At 60.8% G+C, this 16302-nt stretch carries 20 protein-coding genes; 10 read left to right on the top strand and 10 right to left on the bottom strand.

Going from position 1 to position 16302, the window contains the following annotated elements; all coding sequences use genetic code 11:
* The first annotated feature begins 58 nt into the window (after window positions 1-58).
* The 4 genes from KVF90_RS04645 to KVF90_RS04630 all read left to right on the top strand — a co-directional run bounded on the left by KVF90_RS04645 (window position 59) and on the right by KVF90_RS04630 (window position 3169).
* A complete protein-coding gene (locus KVF90_RS04645; protein ID WP_264393687.1) occupies window positions 59-847 on the top strand; it encodes a LuxR family transcriptional regulator in 789 nt (262 codons plus the stop codon).
* A gap of 233 nt (window positions 848-1080) precedes the next feature.
* Window positions 1081-1707, top strand: coding sequence for an acyl-homoserine-lactone synthase (locus KVF90_RS04640; protein WP_264393686.1), 627 nt, complete (start codon window positions 1081-1083; stop codon window positions 1705-1707).
* Window positions 1704-2573, top strand: a complete 870-nt coding sequence (locus KVF90_RS04635; RefSeq protein WP_264393685.1) for a phytanoyl-CoA dioxygenase family protein — start codon at window positions 1704-1706, stop codon at window positions 2571-2573. The genes KVF90_RS04640 and KVF90_RS04635 overlap by 4 nt, the downstream gene beginning before the upstream one ends.
* Window positions 2570-3169 (top strand): GntR family transcriptional regulator, encoded by a 600-nt coding sequence (locus tag KVF90_RS04630; RefSeq protein WP_264393684.1) that lies wholly within the window; start codon window positions 2570-2572, stop codon window positions 3167-3169. Before KVF90_RS04635 ends, KVF90_RS04630 begins: the two co-directional genes overlap by 4 nt.
* Window positions 3170-3401: 232 nt before the next feature.
* Here KVF90_RS04630 and KVF90_RS04625 read toward each other — a convergent pair whose 3' ends face one another.
* From KVF90_RS04625 to KVF90_RS04610, 4 genes are all read right to left on the bottom strand, one after another.
* Complete coding sequence (locus KVF90_RS04625; protein ID WP_264393683.1) at window positions 3402-3659, bottom strand: tyrosine-type recombinase/integrase; 258 nt, start codon at window positions 3657-3659, stop codon at window positions 3402-3404.
* Window positions 3652-4662, bottom strand: coding sequence for a tyrosine-type recombinase/integrase (locus tag KVF90_RS04620; protein WP_264393682.1), 1011 nt, complete (start codon window positions 4660-4662; stop codon window positions 3652-3654). The genes KVF90_RS04625 and KVF90_RS04620 overlap by 8 nt, the downstream gene beginning before the upstream one ends.
* A gap of 272 nt (window positions 4663-4934) precedes the next feature.
* On the bottom strand, window positions 4935-5075 hold the full coding sequence (locus KVF90_RS04615; RefSeq protein ID WP_264393681.1) for a hypothetical protein: 141 nt from the start codon (window positions 5073-5075) through the stop codon (window positions 4935-4937).
* A gap of 380 nt (window positions 5076-5455) precedes the next feature.
* The gene (locus tag KVF90_RS04610) at window positions 5456-6181 is read right to left on the bottom strand and encodes a LuxR C-terminal-related transcriptional regulator (RefSeq protein ID WP_264393680.1); all 726 of its coding nucleotides are present in this window, start codon (window positions 6179-6181) and stop codon (window positions 5456-5458) included.
* A 441-nt stretch (window positions 6182-6622) separates the two neighbouring features.
* Between KVF90_RS04610 and KVF90_RS04605 the strand changes: the two genes are divergently transcribed.
* The 4 genes from KVF90_RS04605 (at window position 6623) to KVF90_RS04590 (ending at window position 10719) form a co-directional block, all read left to right on the top strand.
* Complete coding sequence (locus KVF90_RS04605) at window positions 6623-7630, top strand: GlxA family transcriptional regulator (RefSeq protein WP_264393679.1); 1008 nt, start codon at window positions 6623-6625, stop codon at window positions 7628-7630.
* Between the two features lie 163 nt (window positions 7631-7793).
* Entirely contained in the window at window positions 7794-8591 is a 798-nt protein-coding gene (locus tag KVF90_RS04600; protein ID WP_264393678.1) for a S1 family peptidase, read from the top strand.
* A 156-nt stretch (window positions 8592-8747) separates the two neighbouring features.
* On the top strand, window positions 8748-9368 hold the full coding sequence (locus KVF90_RS04595; protein ID WP_264393677.1) for a ferric reductase-like transmembrane domain-containing protein: 621 nt from the start codon (window positions 8748-8750) through the stop codon (window positions 9366-9368).
* Between the two features lie 46 nt (window positions 9369-9414).
* Entirely contained in the window at window positions 9415-10719 is a 1305-nt protein-coding gene (locus tag KVF90_RS04590) for a serine hydrolase domain-containing protein (protein WP_264393676.1), read from the top strand.
* A gap of 62 nt (window positions 10720-10781) precedes the next feature.
* Here KVF90_RS04590 and KVF90_RS04585 read toward each other — a convergent pair whose 3' ends face one another.
* From KVF90_RS04585 to KVF90_RS04565, 5 genes are all read right to left on the bottom strand, one after another.
* Window positions 10782-11426, bottom strand: coding sequence for a hypothetical protein (locus tag KVF90_RS04585; protein ID WP_264393675.1), 645 nt, complete (start codon window positions 11424-11426; stop codon window positions 10782-10784).
* On the bottom strand, window positions 11414-11752 hold the full coding sequence (locus tag KVF90_RS04580) for a PadR family transcriptional regulator (protein ID WP_264393674.1): 339 nt from the start codon (window positions 11750-11752) through the stop codon (window positions 11414-11416). The genes KVF90_RS04585 and KVF90_RS04580 overlap by 13 nt, the downstream gene beginning before the upstream one ends.
* 307 nt (window positions 11753-12059) lie before the next feature.
* Complete coding sequence (locus KVF90_RS04575) at window positions 12060-12785, bottom strand: LuxR C-terminal-related transcriptional regulator (protein WP_264393673.1); 726 nt, start codon at window positions 12783-12785, stop codon at window positions 12060-12062.
* Window positions 12786-13105: 320 nt separating this feature from the next.
* Entirely contained in the window at window positions 13106-13828 is a 723-nt protein-coding gene (locus KVF90_RS04570) for an ABC transporter permease (RefSeq protein WP_264393672.1), read from the bottom strand.
* Window positions 13825-14775: an ABC transporter ATP-binding protein gene (locus tag KVF90_RS04565; protein ID WP_264393671.1), complete on the bottom strand. Its 951-nt coding sequence runs from the start codon at window positions 14773-14775 to the stop codon at window positions 13825-13827. Before KVF90_RS04565 ends, KVF90_RS04570 begins: the two co-directional genes overlap by 4 nt.
* Before the next feature lie 170 nt (window positions 14776-14945).
* Here KVF90_RS04565 and KVF90_RS04560 point away from each other — a divergent pair, with 170 nt between their 5' ends.
* On the top strand, window positions 14946-15320 hold the full coding sequence (locus tag KVF90_RS04560; protein ID WP_264393670.1) for a DUF2975 domain-containing protein: 375 nt from the start codon (window positions 14946-14948) through the stop codon (window positions 15318-15320).
* Window positions 15320-15556: a helix-turn-helix domain-containing protein gene (locus KVF90_RS04555; RefSeq protein WP_264393669.1), complete on the top strand. Its 237-nt coding sequence runs from the start codon at window positions 15320-15322 to the stop codon at window positions 15554-15556. Before KVF90_RS04560 ends, KVF90_RS04555 begins: the two co-directional genes overlap by 1 nt.
* Here KVF90_RS04555 and KVF90_RS04550 read toward each other — a convergent pair.
* Window positions 15504-16244: a LuxR C-terminal-related transcriptional regulator gene (locus tag KVF90_RS04550; protein WP_264393668.1), complete on the bottom strand. Its 741-nt coding sequence runs from the start codon at window positions 16242-16244 to the stop codon at window positions 15504-15506. The two genes, KVF90_RS04555 and KVF90_RS04550, sit on opposite strands and share 53 nt — an antisense overlap.
* Between the last annotated feature and the right edge of the window lie 58 nt (window positions 16245-16302).

Raw genomic sequence — 16302 nt, 5'->3', positions numbered from 1 at the left:
GCAACGACGGATTGAAACCGGCGGAGCAGGCTTCTTAGGGCGATCTGGCGAGGGCGCGTTGGATGGTGCCTCCGCCGATCGGACGGTCTTACCCATGGAAGTTCGATTTGCGGAGGAATGTGCAAACGCGTTTGCACAGGTCGCCACAACTGCCCAGCTCGACACGACGCTCGGCAGGTTTTCCCGCGAGCTCGGTTTCGATCATTTTGCGCTCAGTCTGGAGTTCCGGGCAAAAAGGGCACTCGCGCCGGGCATACTCCTTCACGACTATCCGGATGAGTGGGCAAGGGTCTATGTCGGCTTCGAGCTGGCCGGGCGGGACCCCGTCCGGCGAGCCTGTGACAAGTCCTTCACCGGCTTCGCCTGGGACGCGCTCGGATCGCTGATCCCGATAACCCGCGGCGACCGACAGATGCTGCAGGTCGGCAAGGACTGCGGGATTGGCAACGGGTTCACCGTGCCGCGTCATCTGCCCGGTCTGGCACGCGGCACATGCACATTTGCGGTTGCCCCTGGCCGGAAGCTTCCCAGCGAACAGCTGACCATCGCCGAGACCGTGGGAGCACAGGCGCTCGGTTGCGCTCTGAGGCTCCATGACGCGGGCCGGGCTGCGGCGCTTCCTGCCCTTACCGAGCGGCAGCGCGAATGCGTCTTGTGGGTCGCGCGCGGAAAGACCGCGGCCGAAACAGCGATGATCCTCGGGATCGGGACCGAAACAGTGATTCAGCACCTCAAGACCGCGCGCGAGCGGTATCAGGTGCACTGCAAGCAATCGCTGATCATATCGGCCCTGTTCGACGGCCTGATCGGGTTTTCGGACCTGCTGCGGTGGCACGATCCGCACTAGCCACGACCGATCATCGGCTATCGCCATGGCGGCGGCTATGGCTGACGTCCACCGGCCTGAACGGCCGACCTCGACGTCATGCTATCGGGCCCCGGTCGCATTCGCTCGTGAATACAACATACCCAATCGGGTGCGCCGCAGCGCTGGCTGCGGGGGTCCCCATTTCTTGGGATACCTCGCATGCCGATTGCCGCCGAGAATAGCCCTGTCCACTCCTTTGAAGGCAGGCCGCTATGCAGTACCGATCAACCCGACCGCACCACGGCATCGAAGATCAAGCGCTCAGGCAGATGTTTCATGCCCGCAAACGAGTCTTTGTCGACGTACTCGGGTGGGACATTCCGGTCATCGATGGCATCTATGATATCGATCAGTTCGACACTCCTGACGCCACCTACATCATCATCACCGATGAGCTTGGAAGGCACCGGGCATCGGCGCGCCTGCTCCATACCGACCTTCCGCATATTCTGGGCGATCTGTTTCCGTGCCTGTGTGACGGTCCGGTCCCGCGAAGCCCGAAACTGCGCGAGATTACGCGATTTTGTATCGAACCAGAATTGCCTGCTCGAGAACGTCGGCTGGCCCGCAACCAGCTGGTAAGCGCTCTGGCTGACCACGCGCTCGATTGCGACCTGTCCGGCTACTCCGCTGTGGCGAGCCGGACCTGGTACGGGCAGATCGCGAAGTTCGGCTGGAGATGCTCCCGCCTCGGTCCGCCATGCGAGATCAACGGCGAAGAGCTGGTCGGGCTGCATATTGGGATTGATGCACAAACTCCCGCCGATCTGGCCAGTCGCGGCATCTATACACCTGCCGCATTCCGCGCGACCGCGACAGAGCTGGAGCACGCCCAGTGAACTCACCACCGGCAACGACGCGCTGGCTCGGCCAGCTGGAAAGCAGGGGCTACTGCATTATCCCGCACGCATTGCCGGCCGAGACGGTCCGAACGCTTGACCGGGATCTCGCACCAGCATTCGAGGCTGTGCCCTTCGGGCACGGCGACTTCTATGGCTACCGGACGCAGCGCTTCGGAAGCCTGTTGCGCAGGTCGCCGGTTGCCGCAGAACTCGCCCTCCAACCCCTCGTACTGGGTCTTGCGCGGGCAATTCTCGGACGCGCCTGCGACCGCATCCAGCTCAATGTCGCACAGGCGATCGCCATCCACCCCGGCGAAGTCGAGCAGTTCCCACATCGTGATCACGACATGTGGGCAGGGGCAAAAGGAGAGCTCGAATACCTGCTCAATGTGATCTGGCCGCTGACCGACTTCACGGCGGAAAATGGTGCCACAAGGATATACCCGGGGACCCATTGTGCGGACATCGCAGACCTCGACGAACTGGGGCCGCCCGTGATCGCCGAATGCCGGACCGGCGATGCCATCTGCTTCCTCGGCTCCACAATCCACGGGGCAGGGCCGAATTCGACCGATACCGTCCGGCGTGCTGTCGTGATCGGTTACAGCCTCGGATGGCTCAAGCCCTACGAGAACCTCTGGCTTGCCTATCCGCCCCACATCGCCCGAACTTTTCCGCCCGAGCTGGCCGAGCTCGCAGGATATTGCCAGCATCGCCCGAATCTCGGGAATTATGAAGGGCAATGCCCGTCTATCCTGTTGTCCGAAGACCCGGATGATTATTTGCAGGCGCGGGACGCGCTGCGCCCGGACCAGGAAGCTGCGGTGCGAGCGTTTGCGAAAGCGCGTCGAAAAGACCCATGAGTCCGGCTCATGTCCTCGAGCCGACATACCAGCGCCTCAAGCGGGAGCTGATGGCAGGCACCTATCCGATGGGCTCGAAACTCGAGGCCATGCGGCTTGCCGAGGAATTCGGCGTCAGCATGACGCCGGTACGAGACAGTCTCAACCAGCTGACAGGGGAAGGGCTTGTCGATCTCAACCCGGGCGAGGGCTTCCGGGTCAGCAGGATGACCGATCAGGGGCTGCGCGACATGCTCATCGTCAATCACGTGCTACTTCTCCATGCCGCCATGACGGGGGAATCCACCGGTAGGCTGCCCAGCGAGGGGCCGGAAGCTCATAACTACGCCGCTCGTTTGGGGGCAGTTTTCGCAGCGATTGCTTCGGCTTCGGGAAACCGGTTCCTTGTCCGCTCAGTTGACCAGATCGGCGAGAGGCTTGGTCCTGCGCGAAGGATGGAGCCTGCCATCATACCCGCGGCCAGAGACACGCTGCTGCTCCTCGAGACCAGCATCTCCCACTCGTTGAGCGACTGCGTCCCGGCGCTCGCAACCTATCATGCCAGTTGCCTGGACGCAGTGCCTCGCCTTATTGCTGCCATTCCTGGCTCTACCTGACACTCGCCACTGCTGCCAGTCAGGCTGCTCTGCAAAAATGCTCCAACTCACCCACCAGGATGCGTTCGAAAACTGTCGCAATCTGATCAATCCAGAGCAGCTCACAGTGCAGCTTATGGAACCGGTAGCGCGCCTTCCTCGTACCCCGCCCTCGATGGACGAGACGATAAGTGTCGATCAGCACCATATCTCCGGTCGCGCCGACTTCTGCTCGCGATGCATCAGTCCATGTTCAATCGTCGATCGCCTCGGCACCTCTTTGTGAGCTCAGCAGAACCAGCATTCGATTTGATACTGCTGTTGCTGCCGCCCTCAGCGGCTCATCGATATGAATGTATCTTTGGGTTATGCCTCGCGACGCATGACCGAGAAGAGCTGCAATGGTGAGCTCGGAGTAGCCCAGACCGCCAGCCACGCTGGCAAATGTATGGCGAAGGACATGCGGGGTGACTTTCTCGACGCCGGCCCGTTGGCAAACGCGATCAAGCACCCGGACAACCCCGATGAAATGCCCTTCCCCCCCAGTCGGCGGGGAAGAAGAACTTCGAGCCTGTGTCAGGTTGAGCCTTAAGGAGGTCAACGGCAGCTTGGCCGATGACGCGGCGCTGTGCGCCGGTCTTGGTCGTGGCGAAATGGACCGCGTTCTCCTCTTCGAGAAGCCATGCCCGTTCGAGGCTGAGAGCTTCGAGCCGACGAAAACCTGTCAGGAGCAGGAGCCTGATAACGGCAATACCCTTGGGGTGTTCGAGATCCGCTTCGGCTTCCTGCAGGGCTTCTCCGAGTCTGCGCAGCTCGGCGTGAGAGAGCCAGCGCATCTTTGGTGTGCTTGCCAAACGCCTGACACCACGTGCCGGGTTCTTTTCGATCTCCCCCAGTCTGACGGCATGTTCAAGGATCGAGTGGAGCGTGGACATCGTTCGGGACGCGACACCCTCCCCGCCTTTGGTCGATCCGCCGCGGCTGCCGATGCGCGGCTTTGAAGTCAGTCCCGCCGCGATGTCGGCCTGCGCCGCTTCAATGTCGCCAAGCTTGAGTGTCTCGATCACGCGGTGTCCGAGCAGTGGTCTGATATGCGCTTCAATCCGGCTGCGATCCATAGCGAGCGTGGACTGCTTGATCGGTCTTCGACTACGACCAATGATCCTCCCGGCCTCGGCTCGATCAAGATACCAGTCGCAGATCTGGCTAATGGTGTGGCCGCGCACATGCTTGGTCTCTTCAATCGGATCCGTCCCCTTCGCGACCTCGCCGAGCATCACGCGAGCGCTGCGCCGAGCCTCTTCGACGGTCATTAGACCGAAGCGGCCAATGACCTTTCGGCGGCTCTGTCCAGCCGGATTGCGGTACTGGACCACGAAGCTTTTGGTGCCCTGATATCCCACCGAAACACCAAAGCCGCGCAGCTCCGAATCCCACACGAACTGACTCGAACCTTTGACTGCATCTCTCGAAGGTTTGAGAGCTTCGACAAGACTCTTCGTGATTTTAGGCATCACTTCAATACCTTGGCTGGGAAACAGAAAACTTGCTTATTTTCGACGCCAGATCAGCCCAAATTGCTTACTTCGTAATCATTTCAGATCAAAATCTGGCGTGTCACAGAGTACCACGGGCGGCGGCGAATCGCAATATTTCCTATGAAATTTAGGGTATTGGAGAGCTGTAGCGTGCAATCGGCAAAGCTGTAAAAAGTGTCTCGGGCGAATTGCCAAGGTTGGGGTCGAGGGTTCGAATCCCTTCGCCCGCTCCATTATTTCCGAGAAATTCACGGATTAGTTTCCGGGCGCCCCAGCGCCACGACCGCGCGATAGGCTGTGGCTTCCACCTGGAATCCACCGATATCCGCCTTTTCGAAATCCGGTGCGCCACGGAAAATCGACAGTTTGGCTCGCGCGCTGTGGATCACGGCCGGTCACTCTCATAACCGCAGCCCAACGAGCGACGAATATGCTCCTCTCCCCCTGAAGAAGGCTCTGCTGCTTGTCGGCACAGGTCCCCCCTGGATGGTCAAAGCCGCAATCCTGCGAGTTGGCGGGATCAGGTTTTCAGAACGGCAGCGAACGGGCGATGCACTCGTAGGTCTGCCCGGCGTTTACGGTGGACGAACGCTCGGCCGGTCGCCCAGCTATCTCTTCGAAAGCCGCGTTATCCGCGAGCAGCCCGCCATTGCATCGACAGATTAGATGGCGGCAGACGGAGCCTGGCCTTGGTCCGCGCGGGTACAACATGCGCCACTGGTCTGTTTTTGCCATTCATCCGAAAGGAAACAGGCTGGCGTATTGAGCATCAATCGTCAGGCAGCATTCCGAGGACCCGTGCCTTGGGCGCGACTTCGCTCCGACGGGTGACACCGAAGATGCGCAACAGGGCAGAAACATGGAGACGAACCGTGAGATGGGAGATCCCAAGCTCGCGGGCGATGAACTTGTTGGTCGCGTGCCGCGAGAGCATGTCCAGCACTTCGCGCTGTCGCCCGGTGAGGGCCAGCGCATGATCAACCGCCGGGGCCTGTTTGGCGGCGACACCCGTGCCGCTGCGCTCAATCACACAGGCGCCGGCCAGCACCCGGCCGATTGCCCCGCCGCATTGCTCGCGGGGCAACCCCTTGTGGATGAAGCCGTCACAGCCCGACCGCATGGCAGCTGCGATGGTCGCATCGTCAGCGTCGAGCGACATCGCCATGATCGAAGCATTGCGATAGGTCCGGCGCAAGCGGGGAAGCGCAAAGCCGATCTCAAGCCCCGGCAGACCAAGATCGATAAGGAAGAGGTCCGGCGCTCGCCCCGCTCCGGCAAGCTCCCAGATCTCGCCAACGCTGCCCAATTGCTCGACCCTGACGCCGGGGGAGGAAGCCTCGGCCAGCCGGGCAAGCCCATCGCGGAACAGCGGCAGCCCATCAGCGATCATCACACAGCCGAGCTGTGGCCAGGCAAGACTGCAGCTATCAGCAGGCTCGACGCAGCCTGTCAGGCCTGACGGGTCAAGGCCGTGCTTGCCGGCGTCGCCAGTCAATCTGCGAACCTGCGGCATCATTGCCAAAGCGATCCCAAGCGTAACGGGCGAGCGCACTGCTTAGGGGTATCGCTGTTGCTCCAATTCAAACCACTGACAGCGATGAACCAAGCCAGACGGACGAATGGAGTGCGGAACACTGGGGTCGGTTGTCGCCCGTGCCGCTGAGGTACGGCGCAGTCTGCCATCGGCATCCGCAACACGAACCCAAACCATTTTGCAGGCGAATTGAGGCTCATGACCGTTTCATTTATAAATATAACGCGTAATAATTAAATGAACCGGCCTTCCAGTCAAGCTCCGGCGCGCGCGGGTCGAGCCGTGCAGATCGGGCATCACTGGTTCGGCGTGAAAGCACCATCCCACTGCCCCCGGAGGTCAGCTGCAAGCCGCAAGGTAAGGCGTGTCTCGTAAGCAAGACAAAGGGATGGAAGGAAAAACATGTGGCAGCAACGACAGACATCTTGCATTTCCCGCCAAATGAAGGATCGCCACATTGTCATTGTCACCTTCCCCGGATGCCAATTGCTTGACGTATCAGGGCCCGCGAGCGTGTTCGCCACCGCGGCCGAAGTGCCGGGAACAAGCCCGTACAAAATCACTCTGGTATCATCTCAAGGGGGCGAAATAGCCAGCAGCTGCGGCATAGGAATTTCAACCCAGTCTGCCGAATCCATCGCCGTTTCCTCGATAGATTTGCTGCTTGTTGCCGGCGGCTCCGAAGAAGGGCTCAGGCTTCTATGCACCGACCAGAAGATGGCTTCATGGGCGCGCGCGGTTTCCCAGCATGCTGCGCGTTTCGGGTCAGTATGTACCGGCTCCTTTGTCATTGCAGCATGGGGCCTTGCAGATGGGAAAAGGATTGCCACACACTGGGCATCTTCCCGCCTACTGTCTCAGCTTTTCCCTTCGGTCACCATTGATCCGGATCCCATCTATGTCGAAGACGGGAAGTTGTGGACTTCGGCGGGGATCACGACGGGCATTGACATGGCGCTCGCAATTGTAGCGCGCGATCACGGTGAGGGCGTTGCAGCAAGCGTGGCCCGCCACCTCGTGCTGCCGTTGCGAAGGCACGGCAATCAGGCCCAGCACTCCTTGCTGCTCGAAGCCCAGGCGGGGATCGACGGACGATATGCCGAGCTGGCATCGTGGATAGTCGAGAACATTGGCGAGCGGATCCCGGTTGCCGAAATGGCAAAGCGCATGGGCGAAAGCGAGCGCAGCTTCCAACGTCGCTTTCGACAGGCCACGGGACATTCTCCTGCTGCCTTTGTCGGACGGCTCAGACTTGAGCACGCACGTGATCTCGTGATGTCCGGCCGAAGCGTAAAGGAGGCAGCCCGGGCCTGTGGCTTCATTTCGGCAGACCACTTTTCCCGGGCCTACACTCGGGCATTTGGCGTGCCACCTTCTGCTCTGAAGCCTCGTGCCCCGGTCGCCGATTGACGGGCCTCAAGCGACGCCGGGAGGGTACGCGCCTCAGGAAACTAGTTCGCTTTTCTAGTTCCCCAGTGTGACCCGGCAAATTAGAGGCGGCGGCCCCAAGTACCCTCAGGCCGCGCCTGTAATCCGGAAGGTCGATGAAATGCGCAAAGTGACAGTGTTTCTGATGGCCCTGATCGCCCTGCCGGCACATGCAGTGGTTATCCGTCACGACGTGGATGACGCAAATTACCGGATCGAAACATCCGATTTTCCCGCGCTCGTCGACATTCCCGGCTCGGGACATGGGACACTGATCGCGCCCCAGTGGGTGGTCACTGCGGCCCATACTCTCCCGCAGGACCATGCGCTGACACAAGTAACGATCAATGGCCAGATCAGGCCGGTGGAGCGGGTGATCGTGCACCCGGGCTACAAGACGATTCCCCAAGAGCTTTTCGATCAGGCGATGGCGACCGGCGAAGCGGTCCTGATCCTCACCATTATCGGGTCATCCGACGATATCGCACTCATCAAGCTCACGACCCCGGCGACCGACGTTAAGCCGATCGCGCTTTATGCTGGTAACGAAGAGTTCGGGCAGACTTTCCGCTTCATCGGCAAGGGCGCGACCGGGGAGGGAAGCAAAGGGTATAGTCCGATGAGCTCGCAGCGCACCGAATTGCGGCACGGGTTCAACAAGGTGACCAGCGCGTATGACCGCTGGTTCTGCTATCAGTTCGACACAGGTGCATCCGCCTTGCCGCTCGAGGCGGTCGGCGGGAACGGAGACAGCGGTGGTCCGGCCCTGTTCGATGTCGACGGCGAATGGGTGGTTGCTGGCATGATGTCGTGGAAGTTGGCAGGTGGCGATGTGCGGACCGCAAACCAGGGATTGTACGGACAGATCAACTGCAATGTCCGGATCTCGCATTATCGCCAGTGGATCGAGAGCGAGATAGCGTCAGACCCGGCCGGGCACTGAAAACCAGGAAGCGACCCTGCCTCACCTCTACCGATCTGAATGACCTAGGTTTCTTGGCCCGCGCAATAACCCCCTCCTTTTCGGAAAAAACTACCTTGCGTTGCTAGGTATAACCCGTCTACCTAGTGTTGCTAGGCATAAAGACGGGGAAGTTTGATGACGACGCGACCTGCGGTAAGGCCCATCATCAGTGGGCAGGCATTGTTTCTGATCATCGCGCTCGCGATGGGCGGGGTGATATGGGCGGTGCTCTATAGTGGCGCCTTCAGCGTCGAATCCATCCGGCTCACAGTCAGAATGACCGCGCGGTTCTCGCTCGCGCTTTTTCTGGCCGCCTTCTGCGCCTCCGCTCTCCAAAAGCTTTGGCCCTCCCCTACCTCGCTGTTTCTGGTCCGCAACAGGCGCTGGTTCGGGTTGAGCTTCGCTTTCTCCCACCTGCTGCATGCCATACTTCTGATTATGTTCCTGAATGCCGATCCAGTCACTTTCTGGTCGATGGTCAAGACAATCAACCTGGTTCTTGGCGGCACCGGATACTTGTTCATCACGATCCTGGCGGCCACGTCTTTCGATGCCGCCGTGCGGAAGTTGGGGCCGGCGCGCTGGAAGCAGCTCCACACCCTCGCCGTTTGGGTTGTCTGGGGCAATTTCATGCTTTCGAACGCCAAGCGCATTCCGGTCAGCGGGTTCTATCTCATCCCGGTTGCACTCCTCCTGCTCGCGGTCGTGTTGCGCCTGTCTGCAAGCAGGGCCGCGCGCAAACCGTTCACCGCATGACGATTGCAGCCAGCCAAGCAATCCTCGCACCGTCAAGGACGCTTTCATGAGAAGACCTATCCCGTTTCTCCTCGCCTGCGCAGGCTTGGGGGGCTTGCTGTTTGGCGCCCCCGTCTTGGCATCGCAGGACAAGCCATCGGCTGCTCCCGCCATTGAGCCTTTGCCTTCGACCAGGATGGCGGGCTTTCCTCCGGCAGCTGATGCCGTCGTGAGCAAGGCTAATATTCTGAGGCCGGAGAACTTGCGCTGGGCGTTCCGCAATCTGCGGCAACTCTACCCTACCCAATCGGTCCGGCGAGCCGAGATAGTGAGCCCGCTAATGGCAGGGCGGCAACACGATCTGACGAAGATCGAGTTCGCGATGGCAGGAGGCGAAACGCTGTCGATCGCCGAATGGCAGAGACGCACCCACACTGATGCTCTCGTGGTGCTCCACCAAGGCAAGATCGTCTACCAACAGTACGACTCTGGAATGACCGGGCGGACTCCTCACGCTTTGTGGTCCATGAGCAAGTCGATTGTCGGCTTGCTTGCCATGCAAGCGATCGAAGATGGCCTGCTCGATCCTGAAAAGCCGATCACCGCCTACATCCCCGAGCTTGAGGGCAGCGGTTGGGAAGGCGCTACATTGCAGGACGCGCTCGATATGCGGGTTGGCATCGCCTACCGGGAATCGTTCTCCGACCCCAAAGCCGACGTCTTCAGGTACCTCTTTGCCGCAGGGTTGCTCGTCCCGCCGAAGGACTTCCCGGTCACCCGGAACATGTATGACTATCTTGCCACGATCGGCGCGGGATCGGGACACGGCGGTGCATTCGCCTACATGTCCGCCGATACCGAAGTCGTCGCCTGGATCCTACAGCGGACGTACGGCACATCGCTGTCCGAGATGGTATCGCGGCAACTGTGGTCTAAGATCGGTGCTCAGGATGATGCCTACTATATCGTCGATCCCTACGGCCTGAACATTGGCAGCGTGGGATTGGTGGCAACGCCCCTCGACCTCGCGCGACTGGGCCAAGCGATGCTCGATAACAGGGGCCGTGAAAAAGCGGTCATCAGCAGGTCGTCTCTCGGCAGGCTTCATGACGGCTCGGCCCGGGATGCGTTCGCCCAGTCGGCGCAAGCCTCGGTCCGTACCGGTTACAGCTACCGCAACCAGTGGTGGATTCCCGGCGATGCCGACCGATCGATCGAGGCAAAAGGGCTGTTTGGCCAGCATCTCGTGATCAACCCGAAGCACAATGTGGTAATCGTCAAGCTTTCGGCCAACCCGGCTGGCGACACGATCCAGACGCATGCGCTCGACAAGGCGGCCTTTTCTGCAATCCTCAAGGCCGTGGCGAAATGACACCTGCGCTGCGCCAGGGCGCTGCCGGGAGCCGGACAGGGAAGGAGCACCTCGCAGGGCTTTCAGCCAGCGGCAGAGGCCTGCATGAAATACCGGTCCATCTTGCGCACCCGTGCGCCCGCAACAACGAGCGCAATCATTTCAGCAGCGGCCGTGGCAACGATGCACAAGGCAAGCCAGCCCGTCGAAATCGCCTCATAGGCGAGGGCCGCCCGCCCCAGCCCGAAGGCCACCGAACAGGCAATCGCCAGCACCGAGATCCTGAAGGCTGTGCGCGGCGAGCAGACCTGCAACGGCAGGCTGAAGGAGTAGCCTAACCGGCCGATGGCTGCGAAGCACAGGCATGTGGCAAGCGCGAACCGATCAGCCCAGAGAAGCGCGCTGAACAGCTCGCTCACCTCAGCTTCGATAGTGATGGCGCGCAGGCGCATGGCCACAAATGCACCCGTCATTGCCAGAAGGAGGCTGAGCCATGTCTGGCTGATCTGCCGCCCCAGTCCCGATGCTGCATACTGCCTTGCAACCGAGTCCGAATCTCCGAAGCCCGCAATCGCGTGCAGCACAGCATCTTGCGGACCCAGATTCCGGTCAGCAGCAAGTTCGTGAAGATACTCTTCGATGTCCTCGCGAGCCCGCAGCGCCAGGCTGGAGTCGAAATCGAGCTTGCGCTCGATGCTCAGCAAGTATTCCTGGATCAGCTGTGACACAGCTTGTCTTCGCTCAGGCAGTGGCTGATCGCCTCTGCAAACTTCGTCCAGTCCGACTGCCTCTGGTCAAGTGACGTGCTGCCCTTCCGGGTGAGGATGTAGACCCGGCGGCGCCTTCCATTGGGTGACTGCTCCCAGTTGCTCTCGACGAGACCGGCAAGTTCAAGGCGGTGCAGGGCCGGATAGACGGTGCCTTCCGGTAAATCGAAATGCCCGCCGCTGCGCTGCCGCAGCACTTCGATAAGGCCGTAACCGTGCGCAGGCCCAGTGCGGAGGGCAGCCAGCAGAATGTTGTCGAGATGACCTTTGAGCATTTCGGCGTTCATGACCGTGATCATAAGCTTTGCAACGCTAGGCGTCAACGAAGCGGGCGTCGCCGAGAGTCGATGCGTGGCCACCGCAGGCGCTGTGAAGGTAGGCACGGTGCTTCCGTTTGCTGAGCGACAGGCCTGAGACGTTTCGGGCTGAAGCCACTCGCGAGAAAATGCCGGGCGCCTGATGATCATCGCGCGAAGCTTCAGATACGACCTACCGAGCCCGAACCTCTCGGCTCACGTTCTCGGCGACGTGTTGCGACCAGTCCCAAATGATCTGTCAGGCACAAGGTCTGCGCCGGCATCTGGAGGTTCCAGCTCAGGTTGCTGGCAGCGCCCCGAGTGTCCTTGCTTTGGGTGCGACCTCGTTGCGCCGGGTGACGCCGAAGATGCGCAGGAGACTTGAGACGTGGAGTCGCACGGTGAGGTGGGATATCCCGAGCTCGCGGGCAATGGCCTTGTTGGATGCACCAACGGACAAGAGGTGGAGCACGGCGCTCTGGCGCGCCGTGAGAGCGATCTCGTGATGAAAGGGCGAGTCTGGCGTGGCGGCCCGACCGGCATGGCGGCGCTCCACCACACAGTCGCCGGCAAGCACCCGGCCGATGGCCCTGCTGCATTGCTCTCGCGGCAGTCCCTTGTGAATGAAGCCATCGCAGCCTGAGCGCAAAGCAGCGAAGATAGTCGCGTCATCGGCATCAAACGACATCGCCATGATCGAGGCACTGTGATAGGTCCTGCGCAGCCGCGGAAGCGCGAAGCCGATCTCCAGACCCGACAGGCCAAGATCGATGAGGAACAGGTCGGGCCCCCGCCCTGCTCCGGCAAGCTGCCAGATCTCGCCGAAGCTACCCGACTGCTCGACCCGCACGCCGGGAGAGGCCACCTCGGCCAGCCGGGCCAGTCCGTCGCGAAACAGCGGCACCGCATCGGCAATCAGTACACACCCAAGCGGTGGCCAAGCGGGACTGCTGTCGTTCGCCAGACCCAACGCGCCGCTTTCGGAGTGCACGGCATTCCCGCCCAATCTGCGTATCTGCGGCATCAGCGAGGCTCCCGCGATGGGCGCTGTGCTGGCCCAACTTGGTATTGCCGGGCGACGCTTGTATGCAACATAGTGCATATCCCTAATCAGGCAGGCATTGGTATGCAATAGAGTGCATATTGCCGATTGCGTGCATCATTTGTCTTGAGGCTTTTTATGCCTCGCGGGCCTGTGCTCGGTTTGCAGTCGCCGCTTGCTGCGCGGCTCCGCAAGGCGGACCGCCGAGACTGACCCATGACGCCGTTCCATTCCTTGCCGGACCGGGCACCGCTACGTCACGCCTTCCCGACCGCGCTAGGTAGTTCGATCAGACATCCTGATCAGCGGAACTGGTGCCTCGAGAGATGCGGAATCAAGAAGGCAATGATGGCCAATCCACCGAACAATCCCGCCATCGCGAACGGATGGGGCTCGGGCGCGACCATGGCGTTGAATGGCAGAACCCATGGAAACCACTCGGCCTTCTGCGTGCCGGTGATCAACACCGCCAGTCCAACCAGGGTGCCGCCGATTCCGACAACAAGCGGGACCACAAAGCTCGCAAAGCGCAGGGAAGCCCATATCTGGATCGCAACCAGAGTAGTCATCGCAGCCATCACGAGCAGGCTGGTCTTCAGCAAGTTGTTCCAAGGGAAGGTCTCGACTGGCACGCCGCCGCCCATGGCACCACCGGCCAATGTCCCCAATGCGACACAAACGACGACAAGGGCGGTCATGACAACAAGGACGGCGAACACGACGACAATCTTGGCGACGAAAATCCGCCATCTTGCCACGGGCAAAGCGAGGATATGATCCCATCCCCGCCCGCGATGTTCGATCTGGGCGGTCAGGGCGGTGAATGCCGCGATCACCATGGGACCAAGAAACAACGCCCAAAGCGGCAATGCCATCTTGTAGCTGTCCGACCAGTTCGCCGGCGTGTCTCTGGAAACGAGACCAAGCATCACAAGCAGGCCCGGAAGCGCAGGCGCGGCGACAGCCACCAGCAAAGCGAGTGACCCGTTAAGCTTCTGCAGTTCGTTACGGATTAGCGTGATCATGCTGCCATCCTCTTTGTGCTATCGCTGTCCGGGACTGTGGCGGTCAGGGCATTCCGGTAGAGATCTTCAAGGCTGCGCTTGCACGGCACGATTGATCGGACAGCGAAACCGTCGATCACCAGCAACCGGTTGGCCTCGACCGCTGTTGAATGATCCCCGTGACCACAACTCAGGCGGATGGTCTCGTCACCGTCCAGACGGGCATGCATCCCTGCAGCAGCAAGTCTCTCAAGAGCAGGCATTGGCTGATCGAGTGTGATCTCAACCTCCGCATCGCCGCTCAGAAGTTCCGACACCCGACCCTGCAAAACAATCGATCCCTTGCGGATCAAACATACATCCCTCGCCGTCTGCTCGACTTCGGACAGGATGTGACTGGAAACGAACACGGTTCCTCCGATGCGGTCGGGCAACTCCCGAATAAGTGCCCGCATGGCGATGATCCCGTCCGGGTCGAGCCCGTTGGTCGGCTCATCGAGCAAGAGCAGGCGCGGCGAGCCAAGCAAGGCACGGGCGAGTGCAAGCCTTTGCTTCATCCCCAGCGAGTAATCCTGGACGCGCTTTGCACCGGCATGCACGAGATCGACCACCTCAAGCACCCGATCGATCTCTTGCGGAGGCAAGCCAAGCAGCCTCTGGGTCAGCCCAAGATTTGCGCGGGCGCTGAGGTGCTCATAAAGGGACGCGCTTTCGATGAAGGCCCCCACCGCTGAAAGGGCTTTGCATCGCTCTCGGGCAAGATCGTGGCCGAGCAAGCGCACGGATCCGTCGTCAGGACGCAGGAGGCCGAGGAGCAAGCGCATGGTCGTTGTCTTGCCAGCGCCATTCGGCCCTAGAAAGCCATAGACACTTCCAGCAGGAACGCTCAGGTCGAGCTTGTTGACGATCAGGGTGTTGCCAAGATGTTTGGTCAGATGTCGTGCCTCTATGGCAAACATGGTTCTCATCCTTGCGAATCTTTAACTAAGACCTAAATACCTACTGGCACCGAAATTTAATTCAAGGTTAAATTATGTCTGACGCATACAAGGCCCTGCGCGATCGGAGCCGCTGGCTGCAACGGCTTGCAACCTGCGTGTTTTGCGCGCTTGCGGCCGCGCTCGGGTTGGAAGCCGGGATGGCATTGAACTCGCATGACACGGCTCTCGCGGCAGCCTCGCTTGTCATTTACCGTCTGCCGGTGCTGTTTTATCTGACCGGAGTTTGGGCGATCCGGCAAACCTTCAGCAAGTTGGCCGGAGGCGATATCTTTAGCGAGCTGCTGCCGGCACTTCTTCGCAGGCTCGGTCTTGCATTGGCAGGCGGCGGGGTCGCCAGCGTGTTCCTCACTCCATGGCTGTGGCGAGCCCTTCCGGGGCCCATGCGAGGGTCCTGGGCCTCCTTTGACCCCTCGGCCATTGCGGTCGGACTGGCGGGGTTGCTGATGATCGTCCTTGGCGATCTGATGCGCCGGGCTGCGGACATGAAGCACGAGCTGGACGGGTTTCTCTGATGCCGATCCGTGTCACTCTGGATGAGGTGCTTGGCACCCGGGACATGACGGGCAAGGACTTGGCCCGGCGCATCGGCATTAGCGAGACACAATTGTCGCTGTTCCGGTCGGGGAAAGTGCGCGGGATCCGGTTTTCCACGCTGTCACGGATGTGCGCCGTCCTGGAATGCCGGCCGGGGGATCTTATCGACTATGATCATGCCGATACAGATCTCGAAGCGTCCGAGCAGGACTGACCGGCGACTTGGCTTCAGGGCTTGGCCCGAGCATGCCGATGAGCCGCGCCTTGGGGGCGACGCTGTTCCGGCGGGTGACGCCGAAGATGCGCAACAGGGCCGAAACGTGAAGACGGACCGTGAGATGGGAGATGCCGAGCTCGCGGGCGATAAGCTTGTTGGAGGCCCCCTTTGCCAGCAGCTTGAGCACTTCGCGCTGGCGTCGAGTGAGGACGATTCCGGTATCGCCGATACGGGCTGGTCGGGCAGCGGGACTCCGATCGGACTCGATCACATGTTCGCCGGCCAGAACCCTGCCGATAGCCTCGATACACCGCCCACGCGGCACAGCCTTGTGAATGAACCCGTCACTGCCTGAACGCATCGACCGCGCAATTGCTGCGGGATCCTCTTCGGTCGAGAGCGTGACGATCGCCGCCTTGCGATGCTGCCTGCGCAGCTCGGGAAGCGCCATGCAAATATCCAAACCCGGCAAGGCGAGATCGATGAGAAAAAGGTCCGGCGCAACACCGTCGGAGGCAAGCTCCAGTATCTCGGCGACCGAACCGGCCCGGACAATTATGGCACCAGGGCTCTGCGATCGGGCGAGCTGGGCAAGTGCGTCACGGAATAGTGGCAGCGTTTCCGCAATAACCACGCACCGCAGCCGGGGCCAGATCGCGCCAGCTTGAGCAAAGGGCAACACCATTCCGGTCTCACCCCCCGCATCGTCGCCGACATATTGCGATGGCTCGAGAGATGTAAAG

This window comes from Porphyrobacter sp. ULC335 (assembly GCF_025917005.1).
In the GTDB taxonomy this organism is placed as follows: domain Bacteria; phylum Pseudomonadota; class Alphaproteobacteria; order Sphingomonadales; family Sphingomonadaceae; genus Erythrobacter.
This window is presented reverse-complemented; position numbering and strand designations above follow the sequence as displayed.